This is a genomic window from Pseudomonas sp. St316 (assembly GCF_018325905.1).
Classification (GTDB): Bacteria; Pseudomonadota; Gammaproteobacteria; order Pseudomonadales; family Pseudomonadaceae; genus Aquipseudomonas.
The window spans coordinates 5,198,419-5,222,333 of record NZ_AP021901.1 but is presented as its reverse complement, the minus strand read 5'-3'; the positions used below and the strand labels follow the sequence as shown (position 1 = coordinate 5,222,333).

Annotated in this window: 21 protein-coding genes; 17 read left to right on the top strand and 4 right to left on the bottom strand. The window is 61.4% G+C overall.

Annotated elements, in window-relative coordinates; translation table 11 throughout:
• Positions 1–44 precede the first annotated feature (44 nt).
• A complete protein-coding gene (locus tag KI237_RS23275) occupies positions 45–920 on the top strand; it encodes an ATPase (RefSeq protein ID WP_212797234.1) in 876 nt (291 codons plus the stop codon).
• 249 nt (positions 921–1,169) lie between these two features.
• Positions 1,170–2,012 carry a cache domain-containing protein gene (locus KI237_RS23270; protein WP_212797233.1) on the top strand — a complete coding sequence of 281 codons (843 nt, stop codon included), beginning with the start codon at positions 1,170–1,172 and terminating at the stop codon, positions 2,010–2,012.
• Between the two features lie 486 nt (positions 2,013–2,498).
• Here the strand turns inward: KI237_RS23270 and rapA are convergent, their stop codons facing one another.
• Positions 2,499–5,345 carry an RNA polymerase-associated protein RapA gene (gene rapA, locus KI237_RS23265; RefSeq protein ID WP_212797232.1) on the bottom strand — a complete coding sequence of 949 codons (2,847 nt, stop codon included), beginning with the start codon at positions 5,343–5,345 and terminating at the stop codon, positions 2,499–2,501.
• Between the two features lie 230 nt (positions 5,346–5,575).
• On the opposite strand from rapA, the gene KI237_RS23260 reads away from it, so the two are divergent.
• The 3 genes from KI237_RS23260 (at position 5,576) to ccoM (ending at position 6,434) form a co-directional block, all read left to right on the top strand.
• Entirely contained in the window at positions 5,576–5,917 is a 342-nt protein-coding gene (locus tag KI237_RS23260) for a hypothetical protein (protein WP_053119182.1), read from the top strand.
• A gap of 94 nt (positions 5,918–6,011) precedes the next feature.
• The gene (locus KI237_RS23255) at positions 6,012–6,173 is read left to right on the top strand and encodes a hypothetical protein (protein ID WP_003184513.1); all 162 of its coding nucleotides are present in this window, start codon (positions 6,012–6,014) and stop codon (positions 6,171–6,173) included.
• Positions 6,174–6,317: 144 nt separating this feature from the next.
• Positions 6,318–6,434 carry a cytochrome c oxidase subunit CcoM gene (ccoM, locus tag KI237_RS30780; RefSeq protein ID WP_025212288.1) on the top strand — a complete coding sequence of 39 codons (117 nt, stop codon included), beginning with the start codon at positions 6,318–6,320 and terminating at the stop codon, positions 6,432–6,434.
• A gap of 237 nt (positions 6,435–6,671) precedes the next feature.
• Here the strand turns inward: ccoM and KI237_RS23250 are convergent, their stop codons facing one another.
• Together KI237_RS23250 and KI237_RS23245 are read right to left on the bottom strand one after the other, a co-directional pair.
• The gene (locus tag KI237_RS23250) at positions 6,672–8,147 is read right to left on the bottom strand and encodes an inorganic phosphate transporter (RefSeq protein ID WP_212797231.1); all 1,476 of its coding nucleotides are present in this window, start codon (positions 8,145–8,147) and stop codon (positions 6,672–6,674) included.
• 365 nt (positions 8,148–8,512) lie between these two features.
• On the bottom strand, positions 8,513–8,713 hold the full coding sequence (locus KI237_RS23245; protein WP_003198635.1) for a hypothetical protein: 201 nt from the start codon (positions 8,711–8,713) through the stop codon (positions 8,513–8,515).
• A 579-nt stretch (positions 8,714–9,292) separates the two neighbouring features.
• On the opposite strand from KI237_RS23245, the gene pcaR reads away from it, so the two are divergent.
• From pcaR to pcaC, 11 genes are all read left to right on the top strand, one after another.
• On the top strand, positions 9,293–10,135 hold the full coding sequence (gene pcaR / locus KI237_RS23240) for a pca regulon transcriptional regulator PcaR (protein ID WP_014336961.1): 843 nt from the start codon (positions 9,293–9,295) through the stop codon (positions 10,133–10,135).
• A gap of 140 nt (positions 10,136–10,275) precedes the next feature.
• A complete protein-coding gene (pcaK, locus tag KI237_RS23235; protein WP_212797230.1) occupies positions 10,276–11,622 on the top strand; it encodes a 4-hydroxybenzoate transporter PcaK in 1,347 nt (448 codons plus the stop codon).
• 294 nt (positions 11,623–11,916) lie between these two features.
• Entirely contained in the window at positions 11,917–12,777 is an 861-nt protein-coding gene (locus tag KI237_RS23230; RefSeq protein ID WP_212797229.1) for a CoA transferase subunit A, read from the top strand.
• Entirely contained in the window at positions 12,774–13,553 is a 780-nt protein-coding gene (locus KI237_RS23225) for a CoA-transferase subunit beta (RefSeq protein WP_014336962.1), read from the top strand. The genes KI237_RS23230 and KI237_RS23225 overlap by 4 nt, the downstream gene beginning before the upstream one ends.
• Positions 13,550–14,755, top strand: a complete 1,206-nt coding sequence (pcaF, locus tag KI237_RS23220) for a 3-oxoadipyl-CoA thiolase (protein ID WP_212800685.1) — start codon at positions 13,550–13,552, stop codon at positions 14,753–14,755. The genes KI237_RS23225 and pcaF overlap by 4 nt, the downstream gene beginning before the upstream one ends.
• A gap of 37 nt (positions 14,756–14,792) precedes the next feature.
• Positions 14,793–15,497, top strand: a complete 705-nt coding sequence (gene pcaH / locus KI237_RS23215; protein WP_212797228.1) for a protocatechuate 3,4-dioxygenase subunit beta — start codon at positions 14,793–14,795, stop codon at positions 15,495–15,497.
• A gap of 1 nt (position 15,498) precedes the next feature.
• Complete coding sequence (pcaG, locus tag KI237_RS23210; RefSeq protein WP_212797227.1) at positions 15,499–16,065, top strand: protocatechuate 3,4-dioxygenase subunit alpha; 567 nt, start codon at positions 15,499–15,501, stop codon at positions 16,063–16,065.
• Positions 16,066–16,261: 196 nt separating this feature from the next.
• Positions 16,262–17,557: an MFS family transporter gene (locus tag KI237_RS23205; RefSeq protein ID WP_212797226.1), complete on the top strand. Its 1,296-nt coding sequence runs from the start codon at positions 16,262–16,264 to the stop codon at positions 17,555–17,557.
• A 45-nt stretch (positions 17,558–17,602) separates the two neighbouring features.
• Positions 17,603–18,967 (top strand): 3-carboxy-cis,cis-muconate cycloisomerase, encoded by a 1,365-nt coding sequence (locus KI237_RS23200; RefSeq protein WP_212797225.1) that lies wholly within the window; start codon positions 17,603–17,605, stop codon positions 18,965–18,967.
• 12 nt (positions 18,968–18,979) lie between these two features.
• Positions 18,980–19,780: a 3-oxoadipate enol-lactonase gene (gene pcaD, locus KI237_RS23195; RefSeq protein ID WP_212797224.1), complete on the top strand. Its 801-nt coding sequence runs from the start codon at positions 18,980–18,982 to the stop codon at positions 19,778–19,780.
• 10 nt (positions 19,781–19,790) lie between these two features.
• Entirely contained in the window at positions 19,791–20,183 is a 393-nt protein-coding gene (gene pcaC / locus KI237_RS23190; RefSeq protein WP_212797223.1) for a 4-carboxymuconolactone decarboxylase, read from the top strand.
• Positions 20,184–20,525: 342 nt separating this feature from the next.
• Here the strand turns inward: pcaC and KI237_RS23185 are convergent, their stop codons facing one another.
• The gene (locus tag KI237_RS23185; RefSeq protein ID WP_212797222.1) at positions 20,526–21,779 is read right to left on the bottom strand and encodes an OprD family porin; all 1,254 of its coding nucleotides are present in this window, start codon (positions 21,777–21,779) and stop codon (positions 20,526–20,528) included.
• 1,676 nt (positions 21,780–23,455) lie between these two features.
• On the opposite strand from KI237_RS23185, the gene KI237_RS23180 reads away from it, so the two are divergent.
• Positions 23,456–23,809 carry a DUF6124 family protein gene (locus tag KI237_RS23180; protein ID WP_212797221.1) on the top strand — a complete coding sequence of 118 codons (354 nt, stop codon included), beginning with the start codon at positions 23,456–23,458 and terminating at the stop codon, positions 23,807–23,809.
• Positions 23,810–23,915: the final 106 nt, after the last annotated feature.

The window sequence follows — 23,915 nt, the reverse complement described above, 5'->3', positions numbered from 1 at the left end:
TACTCACCGCACCAAGCCATCACCGGTTTCCCAAAGGTTGAACCATGCCCATGCGTAACGATGCCAACGACGACTTCGATGATGTACCGAGCCTGCGGATGCGGGCCGACATTCCCGATGACGATGATTTCCTGCCCAACCGCCAGCCTCACGTGCAAGCGCGCCCGGCGCCCGTTGCCGCGGCCAAGGTCAGGGGGCCCAGCACCGGGCCGTTGTGGGCATTGGTCGGCGCGCTGCTGTGTGCGTTCGGTTTCCTGGCCTGGTGGAGCTTCCAGCAGATTTCCCTGATGGAGCAGCAACTGGTGGCCACCCAGGAGAGCTTTGCGCGGATCAGTGAAGATGCGGCGGGACGACTGCAGGAGTTTTCCGGCAAGGTCGTTGCTGGCCAGTCCAATGTGATGAGCGACAGTGAGGCCTTGAAACTGCAGATCAAACAGTTGGAAAGCAAGTTGCAGGATCAGGGCAAGCTATTCGACAGCAAACTGCTGGAGCAGTACAAGCAACAGCAAGCCACCTTCGGTCCGTCCGCCGACCTGGACAAGGAACTGGCCCAGCTCATTGCCCAGGCCACTGAACAGCAGAACACCAACACTCAGTTGCAAGCTTCCAACAAGGAGCTCCAAGCCCAGGTCAAGACGCTGGCGGCTGAAGTTACCGCCCTGAAAAGCCAAGGCGAGGGTGGTGCCCTGGATGCCCAGCTCAAGAGCATCGGTGCCGACATCACCGCCCTGAAAAGAGCCACCTCCAACTCGGCCATCGATCGCCTGGAGCAGGACGTGATCGTGCTCAAGAGCCAGCAGGACAAAGGCGGCAACACTGCAGAGTTCGACGCTTTCCGCGGCCAGGTCACCCGTAACATCAACACCTTGCAAGCGCAGATCCAGAACTTGCAGCAGCAACTGCGCGCTGGGGCTCAATAAACCCGTGAGCGTTTGTTCGCGATGGCGATTCTGAATGTGCCACCGCCACCGCCACCGCCATCGCGAGCAAGCTCGCTCCCACAGGGTAAGTACCATCCAGTGTGGGAGCGAGCTTGCTCGCGATGACGTCATGTCAGTCAATATCAATACCACTGACTTACCAGGCTTCCCAGCAATTCCCTGAATACTCCAACATCACCCCACGCCGTCTACGCTCTTGAAACACCAACAAGAACGAGGGGCGCGCATATGGGTTTTTTTCACAGGATGGCCTGGCTGGGCGCAATGCTTTTGCTGGGGCTGGCACCGGTTCATGCCGCGACACCGGATGACGGCCAAGCGGCCCGCACGCTGCTGGAAAAGGCCTTGGCCTATTACCACGACAACGGCGACAAAGCCTTTGCCGCCTTCAGTCGCCAGGGGGAATTCGTCGACAAGGATCGCTACGTATTCGTGGTGGACACCCAGGGTGTGATGCTCGCCAGTGGCGGGCCTTCCTCGGCGCTGATCGGGCGAGATGTTTCCGACGTGCTGGGCCCGGACCTGCGCAAAGCCTTCAAGGATGCCTTGAAAACTCCCGAGGCCAGCGGCATCCAGCAGGCCGAGTACCGTTGGCAGAACTGGTCGGACGGCAAGGTCGAGCGCAAGCATGTGTATTTCCAGCGCGTCGGTGAACGAATCCTGGCCGTTGGCTACTACCTGCCACGGGCTTCTGCCGAACAGGCCAGGGCGCTGCTGGACAAGGCCTCGAGCGACTTGCTGAAAAACGAGAAAGCCACGCTGACGGCGGTCAATTCCCTCAAGGGCGGTTATCTGCAGGATGACCTGTATGTCTTCGTCGTTGACCTCAATACCCGCCGGTATGTCGGCCACGGCACCAACCTGCGCTTGATCAATACCGACTTCGCCAAGGTCAAGGACCCCGATGGCAAGCCGGTGGGGGAGCCGATCCTGGCGATGATCGGCAAGCAGGAGGCGGGGGAATATGAGTATCGCTGGAAGAACCCGGTGACGGGCAAGGTCGAGGACAAGCATGCGTACTTGAAGAAGGTCGGGCATTTCCTGGTGGCGGTGGGGTATTACAGTCCTTAGCGTTGAGTTGTGGGTGTCTATCCGTTGCTGCGGTAACGGCCACTTAGGGTTCCGCCCTTACGTCCACTGCGAGGCGGCCTGACAGCCGACCTGGTTTCCCTGGTCGTACAACCGTCAGATCTGTGGGAGCAAAGCTTGCTCGCGAAGGCGGCGATACAGTCGATGACGATGCTGGATGTGCCGGCCTCTTCGCGAGCAAGCCCGCTCCCACAGGGTTCCGTGGCGTCTGGGCATCTTGTGGCTGCCGGAAATCCCTGTGGGAGCGAGCCTACTCGCGAAGGCGGTGTTACAGCCGACGAAGATGTTGGATGCGCTGACCTCTTCGCGAGCAGGCTCGTCCCCACAGTTGGGGCGGAGTACGACCGGGAGAGCCAGGTCGGCTGTCAGGCCGCCTCGCGGTGGACGTAAGGGCGGAACCATAAGCCGCCGTTACCAAAGAATCGGATATACACCCGATAAAAGCACCACGACGGCCCCTCGCCAAACTCAGCCCGCCACCAACACCCGAATCGCCTCCAGGCGCAACGCCGCTTTCTCAAGCATCGCCAGGCCTTGCTCGCGCTGTTGGCGCAGGGCCACCAGTTCGCTGTCGCGCACGGTCGGGTTGACCGCTTGCAGGGCGGTCAGGCGTGCCAGTTCCTCATCGGTATCGGCAGCCAGGCGGCGCTGGGCCTCGGCCACGCGTTCGGCGTGACGCGGGGCGATTTTCTCTTCGCCGGCGTTGATCCGTGGCGTCAGTTGGTCGCGCTGGGCCTGGATGAACTTGTTGGCGCTGGCACGAGGCACGCTTTCGAGCTGGTCGTTCAAGGTTTCGAACGAAACCCGGGCGGCCAGGTCGTTGCCGTTGGCGTCCAGCAGGCAGCGCAGGGCGGCCGGCGGCAGGTAACGGCCCAGTTGCAGGGAGCGCGGGGCGACCACCTCGCTGACGTAGAGCAACTCCAGCAACACGGTGCCGGGCTTGAGGGCCTTGTTCTTGATCAGCGCCACGGCGGTGTTGCCCATGGAACCGGACAACACCAGGTCCATGCCGCCTTGCACCATCGGGTGCTCCCAGGTGATGAACTGCATGTCTTCGCGCGACAGCGCCTGGTTGCGGTCGTAGGTGATGGTCACGCCTTCGTCGTCGCCCAGCGGGAAGCTGGCGTCGAGCATTTTTTCGCTGGGCTTGAGGATCAGCGCGTTTTCCGAATGGTCCTCGCTGTCGATACCAAAGGCGTCGAACAGGGTTTCCATGTAGATCGGCAGGGCAAACTGGTCGTCTTGCTCGAGAATGGCTTCCACCAGCGCATCGCCTTCACCGGCGCCGCCGGAGTTGAGCTCCAGCAAACGGTCGCGACCGGTGTGCAGCTCAGCTTCCAGGCGCTCGCGTTCGGTGCGGGCTTCGTCGATCAGGGCTTGCCACTGGCCATCGTCGGCTTCTTCCAGCAGCGGCAGCAGGCGCGGGCCGAACTGATGCTGCAAGGCGTTGCCGGTCGGGCAGGTGTTGAGAAATGCATTCAGGGCTTCGTGATACCACTGGAACAGCCGCGCTTGCGGGCTGGTTTCCAGGTACGGGGCATGCAGTTCGATGGTGTGTTTCTGGCCGATCCGGTCCAGACGACCGATACGTTGCTCCAGCAAGTCCGGGTGCGCCGGCAGATCGAACAGCACCAGGTGATGGGCGAACTGGAAGTTGCGGCCTTCACTGCCGATTTCCGAGCAGATCAGCACCTGGGCACCGAACTCTTCGTCGGCGAAATAGGCCGCTGCGCGGTCGCGCTCCAGGATGTTCATGCCTTCGTGGAACACCGTGGCCGGGATGCCGGAACGCACGCGCAGGGCGTCTTCCAGGTCCATGGCGGTTTCGGCGTGGGCACAGATCACCAGCACTTTGGTGCGCTTGAGCATCTTCAGGGTGTCGATCAGCCACTCGACCCGCGGGTCGAAACGCCACCAGCGTTCTTCTTCGCTGGCGTCCGGCTGGGCCTGGAAGCTGACTTCCGGGTACAGCTCGGGGTGATCGCCCAACGGCAGTTCGAGGTATTCGTCCGGGCATGGCAGCGGGTAGGCGTGCAACTTGCGCTCCGGGAAGCCCTGCACAGCGGCGCGGGTGTTGCGAAACAGCACGCGGCCGGTGCCGTGACGGTCCAGTAATTCGCGCACCAGTCGGGCACTGGCTTCGACATCGCCATCATTGACGGCGGTCAGCAACGCTTCGCCTTCATTGCCCAAAAAGCCCTGGATGGTCTTGTGGGCCTCTGGCGAGAGACGGCCTTTGTCCAAGAGCTCCTGCACGGCTTCGGCTACCGGGCGATAGTTTTCGCTCTCGGCGCGGAAGGCCTTGAGGTCGTGGAAGCGATTCGGGTCCAACAGGCGCAGGCGGGCGAAATGGCTGTCCTGGCCCAGTTGTTCCGGGGTTGCGGTCAGCAGCAGTACGCCCGGGATTGTCTCGGCGAGTTGTTCGACCAGCGCGTACTGCGGGCTGGCTTGATCTTCGTGCCACACCAGGTGATGGGCCTCGTCGACCACCATCAGGTCCCAGCCGGCGGCGAACAGCGCGTCCTGGGCCTTCTCGTCGTCTACCAGCCACTCCAGCGCCACCAGGGCCAGTTGAGTGTCTTCGAATGGGTTGCTGGCATCGCTTTCAATGAAGCGTTCTTCGTCGAACAGCGCGACCTGCAGGTTGAAGCGCCGGCGCATTTCCACCAGCCATTGGTGCTGGAGGTTTTCCGGCACCAGGATCAGGACGCGGTTGGCGCGGCCGGACAGCAGTTGACGGTGGATGACCAGGCCAGCCTCGATGGTCTTGCCCAGGCCCACTTCGTCCGCCAGCAACACCCGCGGCGCAATGCGGTCGGCCACTTCACGGGCAATATGCAATTGGTGGGCGATGGGTTGGGCACGGACGCCGCCCAGGCCCCAAAGCGAAGACTGCAACTGGCGGCTGGTGTGTTCCAGGGTGTGGTAGCGCAGGGAGAACCAGGCCAGCGGGTCGATCTGGCCGGCGAACAGACGGTCGCTCGCCAGGCGGAACTGGATAAAGTTCGACAGTTGGGTTTCGGGCAGGGTGACGACTTCGTTCTGCCCGTTGAGGCCGTGGTAGACCAGCAGCCCATCGACGTCATCGACTTCGCGCACGGTCATTTTCCAGCCTTCGAAGTGAGTGATCACATCGCCCGGCGAAAACCGTACACGGGTAAGCGGCGCATTCCGTAGCGCGTACTGGCGAGTGTCGCCAGTGGCCGGGTAGAGCACGGTCAACAAGCGGCCGTCCTGTGCCAGAACGGTGCCTAAACCCAGCTCGGCTTCGCTGTCACTGATCCAGCGTTGCCCCGGTTGATACTGCTGCGCCATGCTGCCTGACTCCCGCCTTGAAAAAGCCGGTTATCTTAACGGAAGGATCCCTCAGACCAAAGGATTTACGTACGCTGATTAGTGACTGACGGCACGGAACTTAAACTTGCCCAGCGATCAAACAAGCTCGGCCCTGGGCAACGCTGCAATGCCAACTGGGTCACAAGTTTCGGACCGGCGGTTCAAGCTGCCACTTTCCCAGCCGACAACCTGAAGACAGGAGACCTTCTATGTTGCCACCCATGCTCCCTTTGAGCGCCGTACCCATCACCGCTCAACAGGATCCGGTTCGCCAGCGACCGGACATACCGCCCGTGGTCCCGGTGCAGCAAAGCTCCAACGAAAGCACCATCGACCTGCAAAACCGCGACCCGGAAGAGGCCGCGCTGCTGTTGCGCGAGGAACAGCGTCGCCAGCAGGAACGCGACAGGCGCCGCCGCGAGGCCGATGAAGACCCTGAAGAACACCTGGCCGTACCGGGCACCGAACTCAACGCCGACAACACCGTGCCGGTGGTGCCGCTGATAGACGAAGAGTCGCGCCAGGGCTTGTGGGTCGATATCCAGATCTGATTCAAGTGTTTGCCGACGTGCGCAGGCTGGTCAACGCCGCCAACAGCCCGCATCATGGGCGCATCCGCAATTCACTGCACGATGCCCATACGCCATGAGCCAAGACGACAAGCTGATTGACCTCAGTGCCGAGCGCGCCAAGCGCGTTCACGACCTTAACGAAAAACGCCTCAATGAAGTCCGCCAGGCTTTCGAGCAGGCCATGCCGTTGGGCAAGCCCAAGAAAAAGCCGAAAAATAAACCGAAAAAGCGCTGAACCCCCTCGATCCATTGATGCAGATCAGTTATTTCCTCACCTTTTCGCCCCGTTGCGGGCGTTATTGACCCCGGTCAATTTCCATCCAGGCCTGATTGGTTAACTTGAACCCATCGCAACAGGGGCAAGACCAGGAGGCCAGTCATGTTTTTCGATAATGTGGTGTTTGCCGGGGTGTTGACGGTCGGCCTCATGTTCGTGTTTTTCGCAGGCTTTGGATTATTCATCTGGAAAGACGCACACAAGCGGAAAAAACCGTAGGTCTTTCCGGCTACAACGAGCACGCAAGGCATTTTGGGCGACTTCGGTCGCCCTTTTTTTTGGCAAGTTTTCTGTTTCACATAAAGCCATTGTGGGAGCGAGCTTGCTCGCGATAGCGGTAGGTCTGTAGATACATGTGTTGACTGACCCACCGCCATCGCGAGCAAGCTCGCTCCCACAGGGCATAAAAAAAGGTGCGATCCACGAGGATCGCACCTTTTTTTGTGGCCGCTGGAATCAGCTGCCCAAGGCCTTGGACGCCAGCCAGAACAGCCCGGCCGACAGCGCCACCGTTGCTGGCAGGGTCAGCACCCAAGCCAGCAGGATGTTGCGCACGGTGCCACCTTGCAGGCCGCTCTTGTTCGCGATCATGGTGCCGGCCACGCCCGAGGACAGTACGTGGGTGGTGGAAACCGGCAGGCTGAAGATGTTCGCCATGCCGATCATGCACGCCGTGGTGATCTGCGCCGACATGCCCTGGGCGTAGGTCATGCCTTGCTTGCCGATTTTCTCGCCGATGGTCAGGACCACGCGCTTCCAGCCGATCATGGTGCCCAGGCCCAGCGCCAGGGCGACCGCCAGGATCACCCAGAACGGGGCGTACTCGGTGGTGGCGGTCAGGTCCTTGCGCAGCTTGTTCAGGTCGTCTTTCTCACGGGCTGCCAGGCTTGGCAGCTTGCCGACCTTCTTCGCCGTGTCGTCCAGGCAGAGCAGGTAGCGACGAACCTCGATGCGCCTTTCCGACGGCAGCGAATGGTAGTCCGCCACGCCTTTGAGCGTATCGAGCAGGGCATCGATGGTTGGCTCGGTCTGCTGCGGGTTGCAGCGGAACTTCTCTGGCAGATCGCCTTTCACGCTTTTGCCCAGCGCCAGGTATTCACCCAGGGACTCGCTGTTGCGTTGGTAGAACTGGCTCAGGTGCAGGGTCGCGTCACGGGTCCGCTCAATCTGGTAGGTGGTGCTGCCCAGGTCAAGTACAAACTGTGCCGGCACGATACCGATCAGCACCAGCATGATCAGGCCGATACCTTTCTGACCATCGTTGGAACCGTGGACAAAGCTCACAGCCATGGCCGAGATCACCAATACCAGGCGGTTCCAGAACGGCGGGTGCTTCTTGTCGTCGATCTGGCGGCGCTGTTCCGGCGTCTTGTGCATCTTCGACAGCGGACGCCACCATTTCAGGCCGATCAGCACCAGGGCGGCGACCAGGAAGCCGGCCATGGGCGAGAACACCAGGGAGGCGCCGATATCGATCGCCTTCTGCCAGTTCACCCCGTCGGCCAACGGAATATCGTTGATCAACGCGTTGGCCAGGCCCACGCCGAGGATCGAGCCGATCAACGTGTGGGAACTGGATGCCGGGATACCGAGGTACCAGGTGCCCAGGTTCCAGGTGATGGCCGCTGCAAGCAGCGAAAACACCATGGCCAGCCCGTGTCCGGTGTTCACATTGATCAACAGCTCCACCGGCAGCAGGTGAACGATGGCGTACGCCACCCCCACACCGCCCAGCAGCACGCCGAGGAAATTGAACACACCGGAAAAGAACACCGCCAGATGAGGCGGCATGGCTTTGGTGTAGATAACAGTGGCAACCGCGTTAGCGGTGTCATGAAAGCCGTTGATGAACTCGAAGGCGAGGACAAAAGCCAGGGCGAGCAAGAGGCTCACAAGCACCCAAGCATCCAGTCCGCTGAATAAATCGATCATGAAGGTTTTCTGACCCGGTCATAAGGGGGCGCGATTATGCCAGAAAACCTCGGTAATCGATGCATTGCCTGCTCATCGGCAACATTCTTCAACGAAATAATTTGTAGGAATGCCTCTGGCGTGAGGTTTTCCACGGGGCGCGTAACCTTTTGATTCAGGGGCGCAAAGCGTCCCGGAACCGGATCGCCGCCCGCTGTAAAGCACCTCGAGCGGTTGTATGAAATATCTGAAAAGAAGGTCGGCGATGAACCTTTCCGGCCGTCGGACGGGAGCGGATAGCGGCCCGCTCATGGCGGGCGTGCGCTGCGGATTCCTGCCTGGGTGGCGGCCGGAGCCCTCTTCACAAGAACATCAGGCGCAGAGCGTCACTGCTCTTCGGCTTTGAGTTCTTTTTCCATTTTCTGGAGTTCCTGGGTGAAGGCCTGGTCCTGAACGGTGGCGCGCTTGCGCCAGGGTTTGCGTTCCGGTTCAGGTTGTGCGGCGTAGGTGGTGATTTCCCCGCCGTAAACTTCCTTGTAACGTTGTTCCTGGCGCTCAAGTTCCGCGCGCAGTTCGTCTTTCGTCACAGTTGTACCTAATTAATTGAAATTGAATCTGGTGATACGCACTGCATGTAGGCATGCAGACGGCCACGGCACCAGAGCTGACAGCTGACGTAGCATCAGGGCTTCGTGTTGTTGCCAATACAGGGGAAGCGACCCTAAAGGTGCTTCGGGCGCCAAGGTCTTGACCAAGGTGCCTGCGTACGGAAGCGGTCGATTGGCCGTATCGTCGCTGAATTGCATTATAGCGGTCCAGCTGAATAACACTATCGGGAAAAATTTAAAGTGACCTGTTGTTGTGTGAAACGATGTTTGTATGTGCAAACTTGTGTCAATCAGGTTTCAGAAGAGGCTTGCTAGTGCCGATATCCTGATGCCATTCAAGGCGACAAGTTCAATATCGCCCAGGCCTTCACGTCAAATCGCTTGTTGCTCTCGCTCAACTTGTTATCGAGCGTTCGACGGCTGGCGAACCCATGACACCGCGCAGGATTGCGATTATCGGTTGCCGGTTCGATAATCGAACACTGTTGGCGGTCCGACCCTTGTCTGTCCGTCGGACAGCCGCTTGTAATAGCCGTCATTCCCGGGGAAGGACCAGACATGAACGACCAATTGCGCAATGCTTTCACTTCAGTCGCGCCACCGATCGTCGCCTCGCCGGCCAAGCGGATCCAGGCCCTGACCGGCGATCCTGATTTCATGACGTCCCTGGCCCGCGGATTGGCCGTGGTCCAGGCCTTCCAGGAGCGCAAGCGGCACCTGACCATCGCCCAGATCAGTCATCGCACGGAAATCCCTCGCGCCGCCGTCAGGCGTTGCCTGCATACCTTGATCAAACTGGGTTACGCCACCACGGACGGACGGACCTATTCGCTGCTGCCCAAAGTGCTGACCCTGGGGCACGCCTATCTGTCCTCGACGCCCCTGGCCGTTTCTGCCCAGCCGTACCTGGACCGCATGAGCGAGCAATTGCACGAAGCCTGCAACATGGCGACGCTCGAAGGCGACGACATCCTCTATATCGCCCGGTCAGCCACCACCCAGCGTCTGATTTCGGTCGATCTGTCGGTCGGCGGGCGTCTGCCGGCCTATTGCACTTCGATGGGCAGGATTCTCCTGGCGGCCCTGGATGATGCTTCGCTGCGCGACTACCTGGACCATGCCGACCTGCAAGCCAAGACCAGCCGCACCTTGCACACTCCCGAGGCATTGCTTGAATGCCTGGAACAAGTGCGGCAGCAAGGCTGGTGCATCGTCGACCAGGAACTGGAACAGGGCCTGCGTTCGATTGCCGTGCCGGTGTACGACGCATCCGGGCAAGTGGTAGCGGCGCTGAATGTCAGTACCCATGCCGGGCGGGTCAGCCGCAATGAGCTGGAACAGCGCTTCCTGCCAGGCCTGCTGGGGGCCAGTCGTGACCTGAGCGCGCAGCTGTTCACGTAAGCTGTTCGATAAACGCACACAGTCGGCGGCGATGAATTGACGGTATTTGCCTGGCCTCATTAATGTCGCGCAGCGTCATCCGGCGTCTTTCGCCGGTCCCTGATCGTTCGCCTGCGTTTATCGCGTGGAATAAAAATAAAATGAACCAGCCTCAGACCTCCGTAGGCAACTGCCTCGATGTGCAGTCCTTCATCAATGCCCAACCCATTTCGCGCTACCAGTGGCGGGTGGTGATTCTCTGTTTCTTGATTGTTTTCCTCGACGGCCTCGACACGGCGGCCATGGGTTTCATCGCCCCGGCGCTGTCCCAGGAGTGGGGCATCGATCGCGCCAGCCTTGGCCCGGTGATGAGCGCCGCGCTGATCGGCATGGTGTTCGGCGCACTGGGCTCAGGGCCGCTGGCTGACCGCTTCGGACGAAAAGTCGTACTGGTGGGCGCGGTCCTGCTGTTCGGCGCGTTCAGCCTGGCGTCGGCCTACAGCACCAATGTCGATCAACTGTTGGTATTGCGTTTCCTGACCGGCCTGGGATTAGGCGCCGGGATGCCGAACGCCACCACCTTGCTCTCGGAGTACACCCCGGAACGCAAGAAATCCCTGTTGGTGACCAGCATGTTCTGCGGCTTCAACCTGGGCATGGCCGGCGGCGGGTTCATCTCTGCCAAGTTGATACCAGCGTTCGGTTGGCACAGCCTGCTGCTGATTGGCGGGATCCTGCCGTTGATCCTGGCGGTCGTGTTGCTGTTCTGGCTGCCGGAGTCGGCGCGTTACCTGGTGGTGCGCAATCGCGGCACCGACAAGGTGCGCAGGACCCTGGCACCGATCGAACCGAGCATAGTGGCCCAAGCGGCGAGCTTCAGTGTGCCGGAACAGAAAACCGTGAAAGCCCGCAACGTGCTGGCGGTGATTTTCTCCGGCACCTACAGCGCTGGCACCTTGCTGCTGTGGCTGACCTATTTCATGGGCCTGGTGATCGTCTACCTGTTGACCAGTTGGCTGCCGACCCTGATGCGCGACAGTGGCGCGAGCATGGAGCAGGCTGCGTTTATCGGTGCTTTGTTCCAGTTTGGCGGCGTGTTGAGCGCCGTCGGGGTGGGTTGGGCGATGGACCGGTTCAATCCGCACAAGGTCATCGGCATTTTCTATCTGATGGCCGGGTTGTTTGCCTACGCGGTGGGGCAGAGCCTGGGTAACATCACCTTGCTCGCCACACTGGTGCTGGTGGCCGGCATGTGCGTCAACGGCGCGCAATCGGCGATGCCTTCCCTGGCCGCGCGTTTCTACCCGACCCAGGGTCGGGCCACCGGTGTCTCGTGGATGCTGGGTATCGGTCGTTTCGGCGCGATCCTCGGCGCCTGGATGGGCGCGACCCTGTTGGGCCTGGGCTGGAACTTCGAACAGGTCCTCACCGCCCTGGTGATCCCAGCGGCCCTGGCGACCACAGCGGTGGTGATCAAGGGCATGGTCAGCCATGCAGATGCGACCTGAACCCACGATATAACCTCCAATGGAATACCTGTGGGAGCGAGCTTGCTCGATAGCGTTGGATCAGACAGGTATCGGTCTCTGACACATCGCCATCGCGAGCAAACTCGCTCCCACAGGGGCTCTGTGTGCTTGGGCAAATATAGATAGCTAAACAACAATCTGTTCGATAAACGAACACTCAGTCGATTATCGGATTGTTTGGCTTTACCGCCCGGCTTAATCTTCAGTCACTGCGGCGCTTAACCTCGCGCCTTTTTCTTCATGTCGGTCTACTGGAAAACGGGAGCCTGCCCCATGGCTGAAATCCTTTCGCTGCACGACGCGGTGAAGCAATTCGTCAACGACGGCGATACTGTCGCGCTCGAAGGCTTCACTCACTTGATTCCTACGGCGGCGGGTCATGAAATCATTCGTCAGGGCAAGAAAGACCTGACCCTGGTACGCATGACACCTGACCTGATCTACGACCAGTTGATCGGCGCCGGTTGTGCTCGCAAGTTGATTTTCTCCTGGGGCGGCAACCCTGGTGTCGGGTCGTTGCACCGCTTGCGCGATGCCGTGGAGAAACAATGGCCACGCCCGCTGGAGATCGAGGAACACAGCCACGCCGACCTGGCCAACGCATACGTCGCCGGCGCCTCCGGCCTGCCGTTCGCCGTACTGCGAGCCTATGCCGGTTCCGACCTGCCGAAGGTCAACCCGCTGATCAAGAGCGTGACCTGTCCCTTCACCGGTGAAGTATTGGCCGCTGTACCTTCGGTGCGCCCGGACATCACTGTGATCCACGCCCAGAAAGCCGACCGCAAGGGCAACGTGCTGCTGTGGGGCATTCTCGGTGTGCAGAAAGAAGCCGCCCTGGCCGCCAAGCGTTGCATCGTCACCGTGGAAGAAATCGTCGACGATCTGAACGCACCGATGAACGCTTGCGTACTGCCGACCTGGGCGTTGAGCGCCGTGTGCCTTGTGCCGGGTGGTGCTCATCCGTCCTACGCTCTGGGCTACACCGAGCGTGACAACCGCTTCTACCAGGCGTGGGATCCGATCGCCCGGGACCGTGAGACCTTTACCGCATGGATCAACGAATACATCCATGGCACTAAAGACTTCAGTGAATTCCAGGCCAGACTGGCAGCTGCTTCGCAGGTGAAACCATGACTTACTCCACCAACGAAATGATGACCGTCGCCGCGGCGCGTCGCTTGAAGAACAATGCCGTGTGCTTCGTTGGCATCGGCCTGCCGTCGAAAGCGGCCAACCTGGCGCGGCTGACGTCGTCGCCGGACGTCGTGCTGATCTACGAATCCGGCCCGATCGGTGCCAAGCCCAGCGTACTGCCACTGTCCATCGGCGACGGTGAGCTGGCGGAAACCGCTGACACCGTCGTACCGACCGGTGAGATTTTTCGCTACTGGCTGCAAGGCGGACGCATCGACGTCGGTTTCCTCGGCGCAGCCCAGGTCGACCGTTTCGGCAACATCAACACTACGGTGGTGGGCGACTACCATCAGCCGAAAGTCCGCTTGCCGGGTGCCGGTGGCGCGCCGGAAATCGCCGGCTCTGCCAAGAGCGTGTTGATCATCCTCAAGCAGTCGGCTCGCTCGTTTGTCGACAAGCTGGATTTCATCACCTCGGTCGGCCACGGCGAAGGCGGCGATTCGCGCAAGCGCCTGGGCCTGCCAGGCGCCGGTCCCGTCGGTATCATCACCGACTTGTGCATCATGGAACCGGAAGCCGACACCCATGAGTTCGTGGTCACCGCGCTGCACCCCGGCGTGACCCGCGAGCAAGTCATTGCCGCCACCGGGTGGGCGATTCGTTTCGCCGATCAGGTGCAAACCACCGCCGAACCGACCGAAGTGGAGCTGCGCGCACTGCGCGACCTGGAAGCTCGTACCGCGGCGGCCCACGGCCAGGCACCGGGAGAAGCCTGATGCGCGACGTTTATATCTGTGATGCGATTCGAACCCCTATCGGTCGGTTTGGCGGCGGTTTGTCCGCCGTGCGCGCCGACGACCTGGCGGCCGTGCCGATCAAGGCGCTGATGGAGCGCAACCCTTCGGTGGACTGGAGCGCGGTGGACGAAGTGTTTCTCGGCTGCGCCAACCAGGCCGGCGAAGACAACCGCAATGTGGCGCGCATGGCGCTGCTGTTGGCGGGCCTGCCGGAAAGCATCCCCGGCGTGACCCTCAACCGCCTCTGCGCCTCGGGCATGGACGCCGTCGGCACCGCGTTCCGCGCCATCGCCAGCGGTGAGATGGAACTGGCCATCGCCGGTGGGGTGGAGTCGATGTCCCGTGCGCCGTTCGTGATGGGCAAGGCGGACGCGGCGTTTTCCCGCAACATGAAGCTGGAAGACACCACCATCGGCTGGCGCTTCATCAACCCATTGATGAAAGCCCAGTACGGCGTGGATGCGATGCCGCAGACCGCTGATAACGTGGCCGATGACTACGCCGTGTCCCGTGCCGACCAGGACGCTTTCGCCTTGCGCAGCCAACAGCGCACGGCAGCGGCCCAGGCGGCAGGGTTTTTCGCCGAAGAAATCGTTCCAGTGCGCATCACCCATAAAAAAGGTGAAACCGTGGTCGAGCAGGACGAGCATCCCCGCGCCGACACCACGCTGGAGACCTTGAGCAAACTCAAGCCGGTCAACGGCCCCGACAAGACCGTCACTGCCGGCAACGCCTCGGGTGTCAACGACGGCGCGGCTGCACTGATCCTGGCGTCGGCCGAAGCAGTGAAGAAGCACGGCCTGACGCCCCGCGGCAAAGTGCTGGGCATGGCCAGTGCCGGCGTGGCACCCCGAGTGATGGGCGTCGGTCCGGTGCCGGCGGTGCGCAAGCTTACTGAGCGCCTGGGCCTGGCGGTCGCGGATTTCGATGTGATCGAACTCAATGAAGCGTTTGCCAGCCAGGGCCTGGCGGTGTTGCGCGATTTGGGGCTGGCGGACGATGCTCCCCAGGTCAACCCGAACGGCGGCGCCATCGCCCTCGGCCATCCACTGGGCATGAGCGGGGCGCGCTTGGTACTGACGGCGCTGCACCACCTGGAAAAGACCGGCGGCAAAAAAGGCCTGGCGACCATGTGCGTCGGCGTCGGCCAGGGTCTGGCATTGGCAATCGAGCGCGTCTGATGCGTCGCTCTACTAATAAGAAACCGAGGAATGCTTCATGACTGACAAGCCTGGTTATCGTCGCCCTCAAGCGGGCACCCAGCCGGAGTATCTGCACCCGCCATACCAGTCCACCAACCTGCGCTCGCCGTCCAAGCCATTGGTGTTCCTGCCTCATTCGCTGTCGGAAATTACCGGCCCGACTGTCGGTGCCGACCGCGTCCAAGAGAAGGACCATGACCTGACCGCCCAACATGCCGGCGAGCCATTGGGGGAGCGGATCATCATTCACGGGCGCGTGCTGGATGAGAATGGCCTGCCAGTGCCAGGCATCCTTGTGGAGATCTGGCAGGCCAACGCCGCCGGTCGCTACAACCATGACCGCGACAACCATGACGCGCCCCTGGACCCAAATTTCACCGGCACCGGTCGCACCGTCACCGATGCCGACGGCTGGTATCAGTTCCAGACCATCAAGCCTGGTGCTTATCCGTGGGGCAACCACCACAACGCCTGGCGCCCGGCGCACATCCATTTCTCACTGTTCGGGCCGAGTATCCTGACGCGCCTGGTGACGCAGATGTACTTCCCGGGCGACCCGTTGCTGGAATACGACCCGATCTACAACTGCGTGCCGGACACCCGCGCCAAGGAACGTCTGATCGCCCGTTTCGACCTCGAAAAAACCGTCCCTCACTACGCCCTCGGTTACCGCTGGGACATCGTCTTGCGCGGCCGCGATGCCACGCCGATGGAGAAATAAGATGACGCTCACCGCCACCACGTCCCACACCGTTGGCCCTTACTACCACATCGGCCTGACCTGGCTGAACCGCGAAGACCTGACCGTCGCACAAACCCTCGGCCAGCGCGTGGCGATCACCGGGCAGGTGGTCGACGGCAATGGCCAGTTCGTCAACGACGCGATGCTGGAAGTCTGGCAGGCCAACGCCGCCGGTAAATACGCCCACCCGGAAGACGACCAGGACAAACCCCTGGACCCGCACTTCGAAGGCTTTGGCCGGGTGCCGGTGGATGCCGAAGGGCGCTTCCGCTTCACCACCATCAAGCCGGGCACTGTGCCGGGATTGGAAGGCACGACCCAGGCCCCGCACTTGGTGGTGCTGGTGTTCGCTCGCGGGCTGGTCAAGCATTTGCTGACGCGCATCTACTTCGACGGCGAACCGGCCAACGAAACCGACCCGCTGCTGGCCTGTGTACCCGAGGAGCGTCGCGCCACGATCGTGAGCAAGCCCGATGCGTCGGGTGTGTATCAGTGGAACGTGATTCTGCAGGGCACGGATGCCGAGACGGTGTTCTTCGATTATTGAGTGTGCCAGCAGGAGCGCCATCGCGGGCAAGCCTTGCTCCCACAAGGCGTGCACAACAGGTTGTGGGTAATGGCTGCAACCTCTGTGGGAGCAAGGCTTGCCCGCGATAGCGCCAGTATAAGCAACGCAATACTGTGGAACGGGACTGTTACGAAGTGTGTCTAGACTTTGTTGAGTCCCTAAGAGTGAATAACCCATGACCACCCCAACCAGCCACTACACCGGCGAAGAACGCAGCAAGCGCATCTTCGCCATCGTCGGTGCCTCATCCGGCAACCTGGTCGAATGGTTCGACTTCTACGTCTACGCGTTCTGCGCGATTTATTTCGCGCCAGCGTTCTTCCCCTCGGACAACCCTACGGTGCAACTGGTCAACACGGCCGGTGTGTTCGCCGCCGGGTTCCTGATGCGACCCATCGGCGGCTGGATTTTCGGCCGGGTGGCGGATCGTCATGGGCGCAAGAACTCGATGATGATCTCGGTGCTGATGATGTGCTTCGGCTCGTTGCTCATCGCCTGCCTTCCCACCTACAAGGACATCGGCGTCTGGGCGCCGCTGTTGCTGTTGTTCGCGCGCTTGCTGCAGGGCCTGTCGGTGGGTGGCGAATACGGCACCACGGCCACCTACATGAGCGAAGTCGCCCTCAAGGGCCAACGTGGCTTTTTCGCCTCGTTCCAGTACGTGACGCTGATCGGCGGGCAATTGCTGGCGGTGTCGCTGGTGGTGATCCTGCAACAGTTGCTCAGCGAAGACGAACTGCGTGCCTATGGCTGGCGGATTCCATTCGTGGTGGGCGCCGTGGCTGCATTGATTTCCCTGTTCCTGCGCCGTTCCCTGAAGGAAACCAGCAGCAAGGAAATGCGCGAGAACAAGGATGCCGGCAGCATCGCGGCACTGTTTCGCAGCCACAAGGCCGCGTTCATCACCGTGCTCGGCTACACCGCCGGCGGCTCGCTGATTTTCTACACCTTCACCACGTACATGCAGAAGTACCTGGTGAACACGGCTGGCCTGCACGCCAAGACCGCCAGCTACATCATGACCGGCGCGCTGTTCCTCTATATGTGCATGCAGCCGCTGTTCGGCATGCTGGCGGACAAGATCGGTCGGCGTAATTCCATGCTCTGGTTCGGCGCTCTGGGCGCCTTGTGCACAGTGCCGATCCTGCTGACCCTCAAAAGTATCAGCAGCCCGTTCCTGGCGTTTGTGCTGATTACCCTGGCGCTGGCGATCGTCAGCTTCTACACCTCCATCAGCGGATTGGTAAAAGCTGAAATGTTTCCACCCGAAGTACGGGCGCTGGGGGTAGGGTTGGCCTATGCGGTGGCCAATGCGATTTTTGGTGGCTCGGCCGAGTACGTCGCCCTGAGCCTGAAGGCCCAAGGCATGGAAAACGCATTTTATTGGTACGTCACGGTGATGATGGTGGTGGCGTTTCTGTTTAGCCTGCGCCTGCCCAAGCAACCGGCGTATTTGCATCACGACCTTTGACACCACCGCGCCCGACCGAGAGGCGGGCGCATCCAAGGACTGTTTATGAGCGAACGACCGGGCAATCAGCTGTTCGATGCCTACTTCACCGCCCGCGACATGCGCGAGGTGTTCTGCGATGCGGGGCGGGTCCAGGCCATGCTGGATGTCGAGGCGGCGCTGGCCCGGGCCGAGGCGCGGGTAGGTTTGATCCCCCAGGACGCGGTGGCGCCAATCGAGAACGCCTGCCGTGCCCAGTTGTACGATTTTTCGGCATTGAGCGAAGCGATTGCCAGTGCCGGCAATTCGGCGATCCCGCTGGTCAAGGCGTTGGGCAAGCGCATCGCCAGCCAGAGCGCCGAGGCCGAGCGCTATGTGCACCTGGGCGCGACCAGCCAGGACGTGATGGACAGCGGGCTGGTGCTGCAATTGCGCCAGGCGCTGGGCTTGATCGAAGGCGAATTGGCGCAACTGGCCGACACCCTGGCCCGCCAAGCCGAACGCTACGCCGCCACACCGTTGGCCGGTCGCACTTGGCTGCAACACGCGACGCCAGTGACCTTGGGCATGAAAATCGCCGGTTGGCTGGGGGCGATCACCCGCAGTCGCCAACGCTTGCGGGAACTCAAGCCGCGCTTGCTGGTGCTGCAGTTCGGCGGCGCTTCCGGAACCCTGGCGGCGTTGGGGGAGCAGGCGCTGCCTGTCGCCGAAGCCCTGGCCGCCGAGTTGCAACTGAACCTGCCGGAACAGCCGTGGCACACCCAGCGCGATCGCCTGGTGGAGTTTGGCTCGGTGCTGGGTTTGATCGCTGGCAGCCTGGGCAAGCTGGGCCGCGACATCAGCCTGTTGATGCAAACCGAGGCCGGCGAAGCGTTCGAGTCGTCGGCGCCGGGCAAGGGCGGTTCGTCCACCATGCCGCACAAGCGCAACCCAGTGGGCGCGGCCGTGCTGATCGGCGCGGCGACGCGGGTGCCTGGCTTGTTGTCGACGCTGTTCAGCGCCATGCCCCAGGAACACGAGCGCAGCCTGGGCCTGTGGCACGCCGAATGGGAAACCTTGCCGGAGATCTGCTGCCTGGTCTCTGGTGCCTTGCAACAGGCGCGGCTGCTGGCCGAAGGGCTGGAAGTGGATGCGGCGCGCATGGCCCGCAACCTGGAATTGACCCAGGGATTGGTGCTGGCCGAAGCGGTGAGCATCGTCCTGGCCCAGCGTGTGGGGCGTGACACGGCGCACCATCTGCTGGAGCAATGCTGCAAGCGCGTCGTGGCCGAACACCGGCATTTGCGTCAGGTGCTGGGGGACGAACCCCAGGTCACCGAGCAACTGTCCGCCGCCGAACTCGATCATTTGCTCAACCCCGCCCACTACCTCGGACAAGCCCAGACCTGGGTGGCCCGAGCGGTGGCCGAACACCTTGCCTTTAACGCCTGAAAGGAGACTGTTGTGGGATTCGTCAAACTCGCCGAGGGCGATCTGAACTATCGTTTTGATGGGCCGCAAGACGCCCCTGTGTTGGTGCTCTCCAACTCCCTGGGCACCGATTTGCACATGTGGGATGAGCAGGTTGCGGCCTTCAGCGAACACTTTCGCGTGTTGCGCTTCGACACGCGCGGCCATGGCCAGTCGCTGGTCACCGAAGGACCGTACAGCATCGAACAACTGGGACGCGATGTACTGGCCATGCTCGATTCCTTGCATATCGACAAGGTGCACTTTTGTGGCTTGTCCATGGGGGGGCTGATCGGCCAGTGGTTGGGAATCAATGCCGGCGAACGTCTGCACAAATTGGTGGTGTGCAACACCGCGGCCAAGATCGGCGATCCGTCGGTGTGGAACCCGCGCATCGAAACCGTGCTGCGTGACGGCAAGGCGGCGATGGTGGCGTTGCGTGACGCCTCGATTGCCCGTTGGTTTACCCCCGACTTTGCCCAGGCCCAGCCTGCGACCGCAAAAAAAATCACTGACATGCTCGCCGCCACTTCGCCCCAGGGCTATGCGGCCAACTGTGCGGCGGTGCGTGATGCCGACTTCCGTGAGCAACTGGCGTCGATCCGCGTGCCGCTGCTGGTGATCGCCGGCACTGAAGATGCCGTGACGCCGCCGTCGGGTGGGCACTTTATCCAGGAGCGGGTCCGTGGGGCCGAGTACGCCGAGTTCTACGCCGCGCACCTGTCCAACGTCCAGGCCGGCGCCGCGTTCAGCGCGCGGGTGCTGGATTTCCTACTTGATTCCAGCCGCGCCTGAGGAGTTTTTTGTGGACGAGAAACAACGTTACGACGAAGGCATGCAAGTTCGCCGCGCGGTGCTGGGCGACGCCCATGTCGACCGCAGCCTCAATGCGCTGACTGAGTTCAACAGCGAGTTCCAGGAGATGATCACCCGCCACGCCTGGGGCGACATCTGGACCCGCCCGGGCCTGCCGCGCCACACCCGCAGCCTGATCACCATTGCCATGCTGATCGGCATGAACCGTAACGAAGAACTCAAGCTGCACCTGCGCGCCGCCGCCAACAACGGCGTGAGCCGCGGCGAGATCAAGGAAGTGATCATGCAGAGCGCCATCTACTGCGGCATCCCGGCGGCCAACGCCACCTTTCACCTGGCCGAGTCGGTGTGGGATGAACTGGGCGTCGAATCACGGGGTTAAGCCCACACCCTGAGTCCCTGTGGGAGCGAGCTTGCTCGCGATGGCGGTGGGTCAGCTTGCGGCCATGTTGAATGTGCCACCGTCATCGCGAGCAGGCTCGCTCCCACAAGTTTTTGAGTCGCTCACAGGCATCCATCCGCTACAAATCCCTGTGGGAGCGAGCTTGCTCGCGATGGCGGTGGGTCAGTTGGCGATGATGTTGGATGTGCCAAAGTCATCGCGAGCAAGCTCGCTCCCACACGGGATGCTCAGTGAGCACACTTTTGGTGCTCGACACCGATTCCCTGTGGGAGCGAGCCTGCTCGCGATGACGGTGGTACAGCCTCCATCCATATCTGGCTTTTACAGCAAGCTGATCGGATAGCTGACGATCAAGCGGTTCTCATCGAACTCATTGGTGCTGTAATCCCGGCGCATCGTCGAGTTGCGCCACTTCACATTGAGGCTCTTCAGCGCGCCGCTCTGCACGGTATAAGCCAGCTCACTTTCCCGACCCCATTCCTTACCATCGTCGACCGTGGCGGTATGCACGTTGTCGCCGCTGATGTAGCGGTTCATCAGGGTCAGGCCCGGCACGCCGACGGCGGCGAAGTTGAAGTCGTGGCGCAGTTGCCAGGATTTTTCCTTGGCATTGTCATAACTGGAGTTGTAGCTGTCGTTCGCCAGGGTGCCGCCGCTGGTGCCGTTGACGCGCATCCAGGCATCGTCGCCACCGACTTTTTGCAGGCCGACATAGAAGGTGTTGCCACCGTATTTGGCCGAGAGCATGGCGAACGTAGTTTTGTTGTCCAGGTCGCCGGCCAGGGCGCTGCCGTTTTCCTTGCCAGTGAAATAGCCGAGGTTGGCGCCCAAGGTCCAGTCGCCGATGGGTTGGCTGTGGGTCAGGTTGAAATATTGCTGCTGGTAGATGTCGGACAGTTCCGCGTACCAGACGCCGACCTGGGTGCGTTTTTCGTTGAAGGCATACTCGCCGCCGCCGAAGTTGAACCGGTCGGAGGTGAACGCGCCGCGGCCGTTCATCGACATGTCTTCCATGCTCGCGTCGTTGCGCGGGCTGTTGGCGCGGAACTGGCCGCCGTAGAGGGTCAGGCCGCTGATTTCGGTGGAGGTTACCTGGCCGCCACGGAAGGTCTGGGGCAGGGAACGGCCGTCGTCGGAACGCAGGATCGGCAGCACCGGCATCCACTCACCAACCTTCAACTCAGTCTTCGAGACCTTGGCCTTGAGGGCCACGCCCAGGCGACCGAAGTCATCGGCCGGGCGACCGTCGTCGTGCACTGGCAGCAGTTGTGTACCGGCCGTGCCACGACCGCCGTCGAGCTTCACCGAGTACATGCCCAGCACATCCACGCCGAAACCGACCACACCCTGAGTGAAGCCGGACTTGGCGTCGAGGATGAAGCTCTGGGTCCATTCCTCGGCTTTACCTTGGGTGGCATTCGAGTTGGTGAAGTTGCGGTTGAAGTAGAAGTTGCGCAGGTTGAGGTTGACCTTGGCATCTTCGACAAACCCTGACTCTGCGGCCAGGACGGGCAGGGCGGTGCTGGTCAGGGCTACGGCAATGAGGCTGGGGAACAAGTACTGTGTGGGTTTCATGGGCGTGTCTCTGATTTTTATGGGCAAAACGGGTCGTTGCCGCAACTTTGGATTGCAGACGGTACGGTGGAACCTGGGCGGTTAGATGATCGAGGGATCAGCCTGGCGAGGCGGGGCGTAGGGGCATGGCTTCGAACCTGTTGTTATTGGTTTTGTGCGAGCGATGGTGAAGGGCCGCCCGGGATCGGTTCAATTGCCGTTTGCGGGTTTTGGGCGATTATCGAACGGCAAAACAATTGGTTGGATAGACGCAATTACTGTGGGAGCGAGCTTGCTCGCGATGGCGGCCTGACAGCTGGCCTTGTTCTTGTTGACTGAGTACATATCCGTTTTCGCGGTAACGGCGACTTAGGGTTCCGCCCTGACGGCGGGTCACTTTCGAAAAGCGCGAAAGTAACCAAAGCGCTTTTGCCCCACCACTTGGTGCCTCGCCTAGGCTCGGCATGCCCTCACTTCGGCATTGCTCCGTGGGCCCGCCGCGAAGGGCCATCCATGGCCCAGCGCGGCTATCCCGGCATCCATGCCGGGATGCCCACTGCGCAATGCCTGCGTTCGGCCATCGTGGTTAACGGGGCGCCGAGATCAACGTCCGCCACGAGGCGGCCTGACAGCCGACCTGGTTCTCACGGTCGTGCACCCATCAGAGCTGTTGTGGGAGCAAAGCTTGCTCGCGAGGCGGCCTGACAGCCGACCTGGCTCTCCCGGTCGTACACCCATCAGATCTGTGGGAGTAAAGCTTGCTCGCGAGGCGGCCTGATAGCCGACCTGGCTCTCCCGGTCGTACACCCATCAGATCTGTGGGAGTAAAGCTTGCTCGCGAGGCGGCCTGATAGCCGACCTGGCTCTCCCGGTCGTACACCCATCAGATCTGTGGGAGTAAAGCTTGCTCGCGAGGCGGCCTGATAGCCGACCTGGCTCTCCCGGTCGTACACCCATCAGATCTGTGGGAGCAAAGCCTGCTCGCGAAGGCTCCCTTATAGCCAACCTGTTTCTTCGGCTGTCCCCAATCCCAATTGTGGGAGCGAGCTTGCTCGCGATGAGGCCAGTAGGCTCAACATCCATGTGACTGACCCACCGCCATCGCGAGCAAGCTTTGCTCCCACAGGAGAAACGCGGTCTCACCAAGAACCAGGTCGGCTACTAGGCCGCCTCGTGGCGGACGTTGATCTCGGCGCCCCGTTAACCACGCTGGCCGAACGCAGGCATTGCGCAGTGGGCACCTCGGCATGGATGCCGAGGTAGCCGCGCTGGACCATGGATGGTCCTTCGCGGCGGCCCACGGAGCAATGCCGGAGTGAGGGCACACCGAGCCTAGGCGAGGTGCCGAGTGGTGGGGCAGGAGCGCTTTGGTTACTTTCGCGCTTTTCGAAAGTGACTCGCCGTAAGGGCGAAACCCTAAGTCGCCGTTACCACGAAAACGGATATGTACCCAGTCAACAAGAGCAAAGCCAGCTGACAGGCCGCTATCGCGAGCAAGCTCGCACAAGATGTGTGGCCGGTCTGACAGACTCGACGACTTTTCCGACGAGGTTTTAAGGTTGCTGCTCGGAAGCGGTAAATCTAGCCTGTCCCGGTCGCTGCCCACTCAGCGACCGGGACTGCAAGCCCGCCGAATTCATTAGGCGCCAGCGCCCGGACCCAATGTCTCGGGCTCCAATTGATGCAGGAGCGCCGTTATGAAAAAACATCATCCTTCTTCGCCATCAGAGTGCACCTTCCCCTACAACGACCCCGATCCAGAAAAGCTCCATGAGGCCGCAGACCGAGCACTCGATTACCATCTGGGCACCACTCCCGCCCCAAAACCCAACACCTCATCTACTCAAGTTTTCACCGTCATCGATACCCTCGACACCGAGTGCCTGCTAGCAAATCTCAGCGAAACCCTGGCCTCGGCCAGTGCCATGGTCAACGACCTGGCGTTCGATCTGGAAGGCTCGCGGCGGCATGTCGCGCTCGGCGTGGCGCAGATGATTGACTTGGGTGAGTTGTTGGCCAGTCGAGCGCTGGATATCGTCGACCCACGTTAGTTGGGTGGGATTTATCCCATGCTGGGCTGTGGGAGCAAAGCTTGCTCGCGAAACAGGCGTCTCGGTTTCTGCAAGACCGCATCGCCTTCATCGTGGGCAAGTCTTG

Bases quoted from the DNA above. Each gene is read 5' to 3' on its own strand.
- KI237_RS23275 (WP_212797234.1), top strand. From the start codon at position 45: ATGCCCATGCGTAACGATGCCAACGACGACTTCGATGATGTACCGAGC.
- KI237_RS23270 (WP_212797233.1), top strand. From the start codon at position 1,170: ATGGGTTTTTTTCACAGGATGGCCTGGCTGGGCGCAATGCTTTTGCTG.
- rapA (WP_212797232.1), bottom strand. From the start codon at position 5,345: ATGGCGCAGCAGTATCAACCGGGGCAACGCTGGATCAGTGACAGCGAA.
- KI237_RS23260 (WP_053119182.1), top strand. From the start codon at position 5,576: ATGTTGCCACCCATGCTCCCTTTGAGCGCCGTACCCATCACCGCTCAA.
- KI237_RS23255 (WP_003184513.1), top strand. From the start codon at position 6,012: ATGAGCCAAGACGACAAGCTGATTGACCTCAGTGCCGAGCGCGCCAAG.
- ccoM (WP_025212288.1), top strand. From the start codon at position 6,318: ATGTTTTTCGATAATGTGGTGTTTGCCGGGGTGTTGACGGTCGGCCTC.
- KI237_RS23250 (WP_212797231.1), bottom strand. From the start codon at position 8,147: ATGATCGATTTATTCAGCGGACTGGATGCTTGGGTGCTTGTGAGCCTC.
- pcaR (WP_014336961.1), top strand. From the start codon at position 9,293: ATGAACGACCAATTGCGCAATGCTTTCACTTCAGTCGCGCCACCGATC.
- pcaK (WP_212797230.1), top strand. From the start codon at position 10,276: ATGAACCAGCCTCAGACCTCCGTAGGCAACTGCCTCGATGTGCAGTCC.
- KI237_RS23230 (WP_212797229.1), top strand. From the start codon at position 11,917: ATGGCTGAAATCCTTTCGCTGCACGACGCGGTGAAGCAATTCGTCAAC.
- KI237_RS23225 (WP_014336962.1), top strand. From the start codon at position 12,774: ATGACTTACTCCACCAACGAAATGATGACCGTCGCCGCGGCGCGTCGC.
- pcaH (WP_212797228.1), top strand. From the start codon at position 14,793: ATGACTGACAAGCCTGGTTATCGTCGCCCTCAAGCGGGCACCCAGCCG.
- pcaG (WP_212797227.1), top strand. From the start codon at position 15,499: ATGACGCTCACCGCCACCACGTCCCACACCGTTGGCCCTTACTACCAC.
- KI237_RS23205 (WP_212797226.1), top strand. From the start codon at position 16,262: ATGACCACCCCAACCAGCCACTACACCGGCGAAGAACGCAGCAAGCGC.
- KI237_RS23200 (WP_212797225.1), top strand. From the start codon at position 17,603: ATGAGCGAACGACCGGGCAATCAGCTGTTCGATGCCTACTTCACCGCC.
- KI237_RS23185 (WP_212797222.1), bottom strand. From the start codon at position 21,779: ATGAAACCCACACAGTACTTGTTCCCCAGCCTCATTGCCGTAGCCCTG.
- KI237_RS23180 (WP_212797221.1), top strand. From the start codon at position 23,456: ATGAAAAAACATCATCCTTCTTCGCCATCAGAGTGCACCTTCCCCTAC.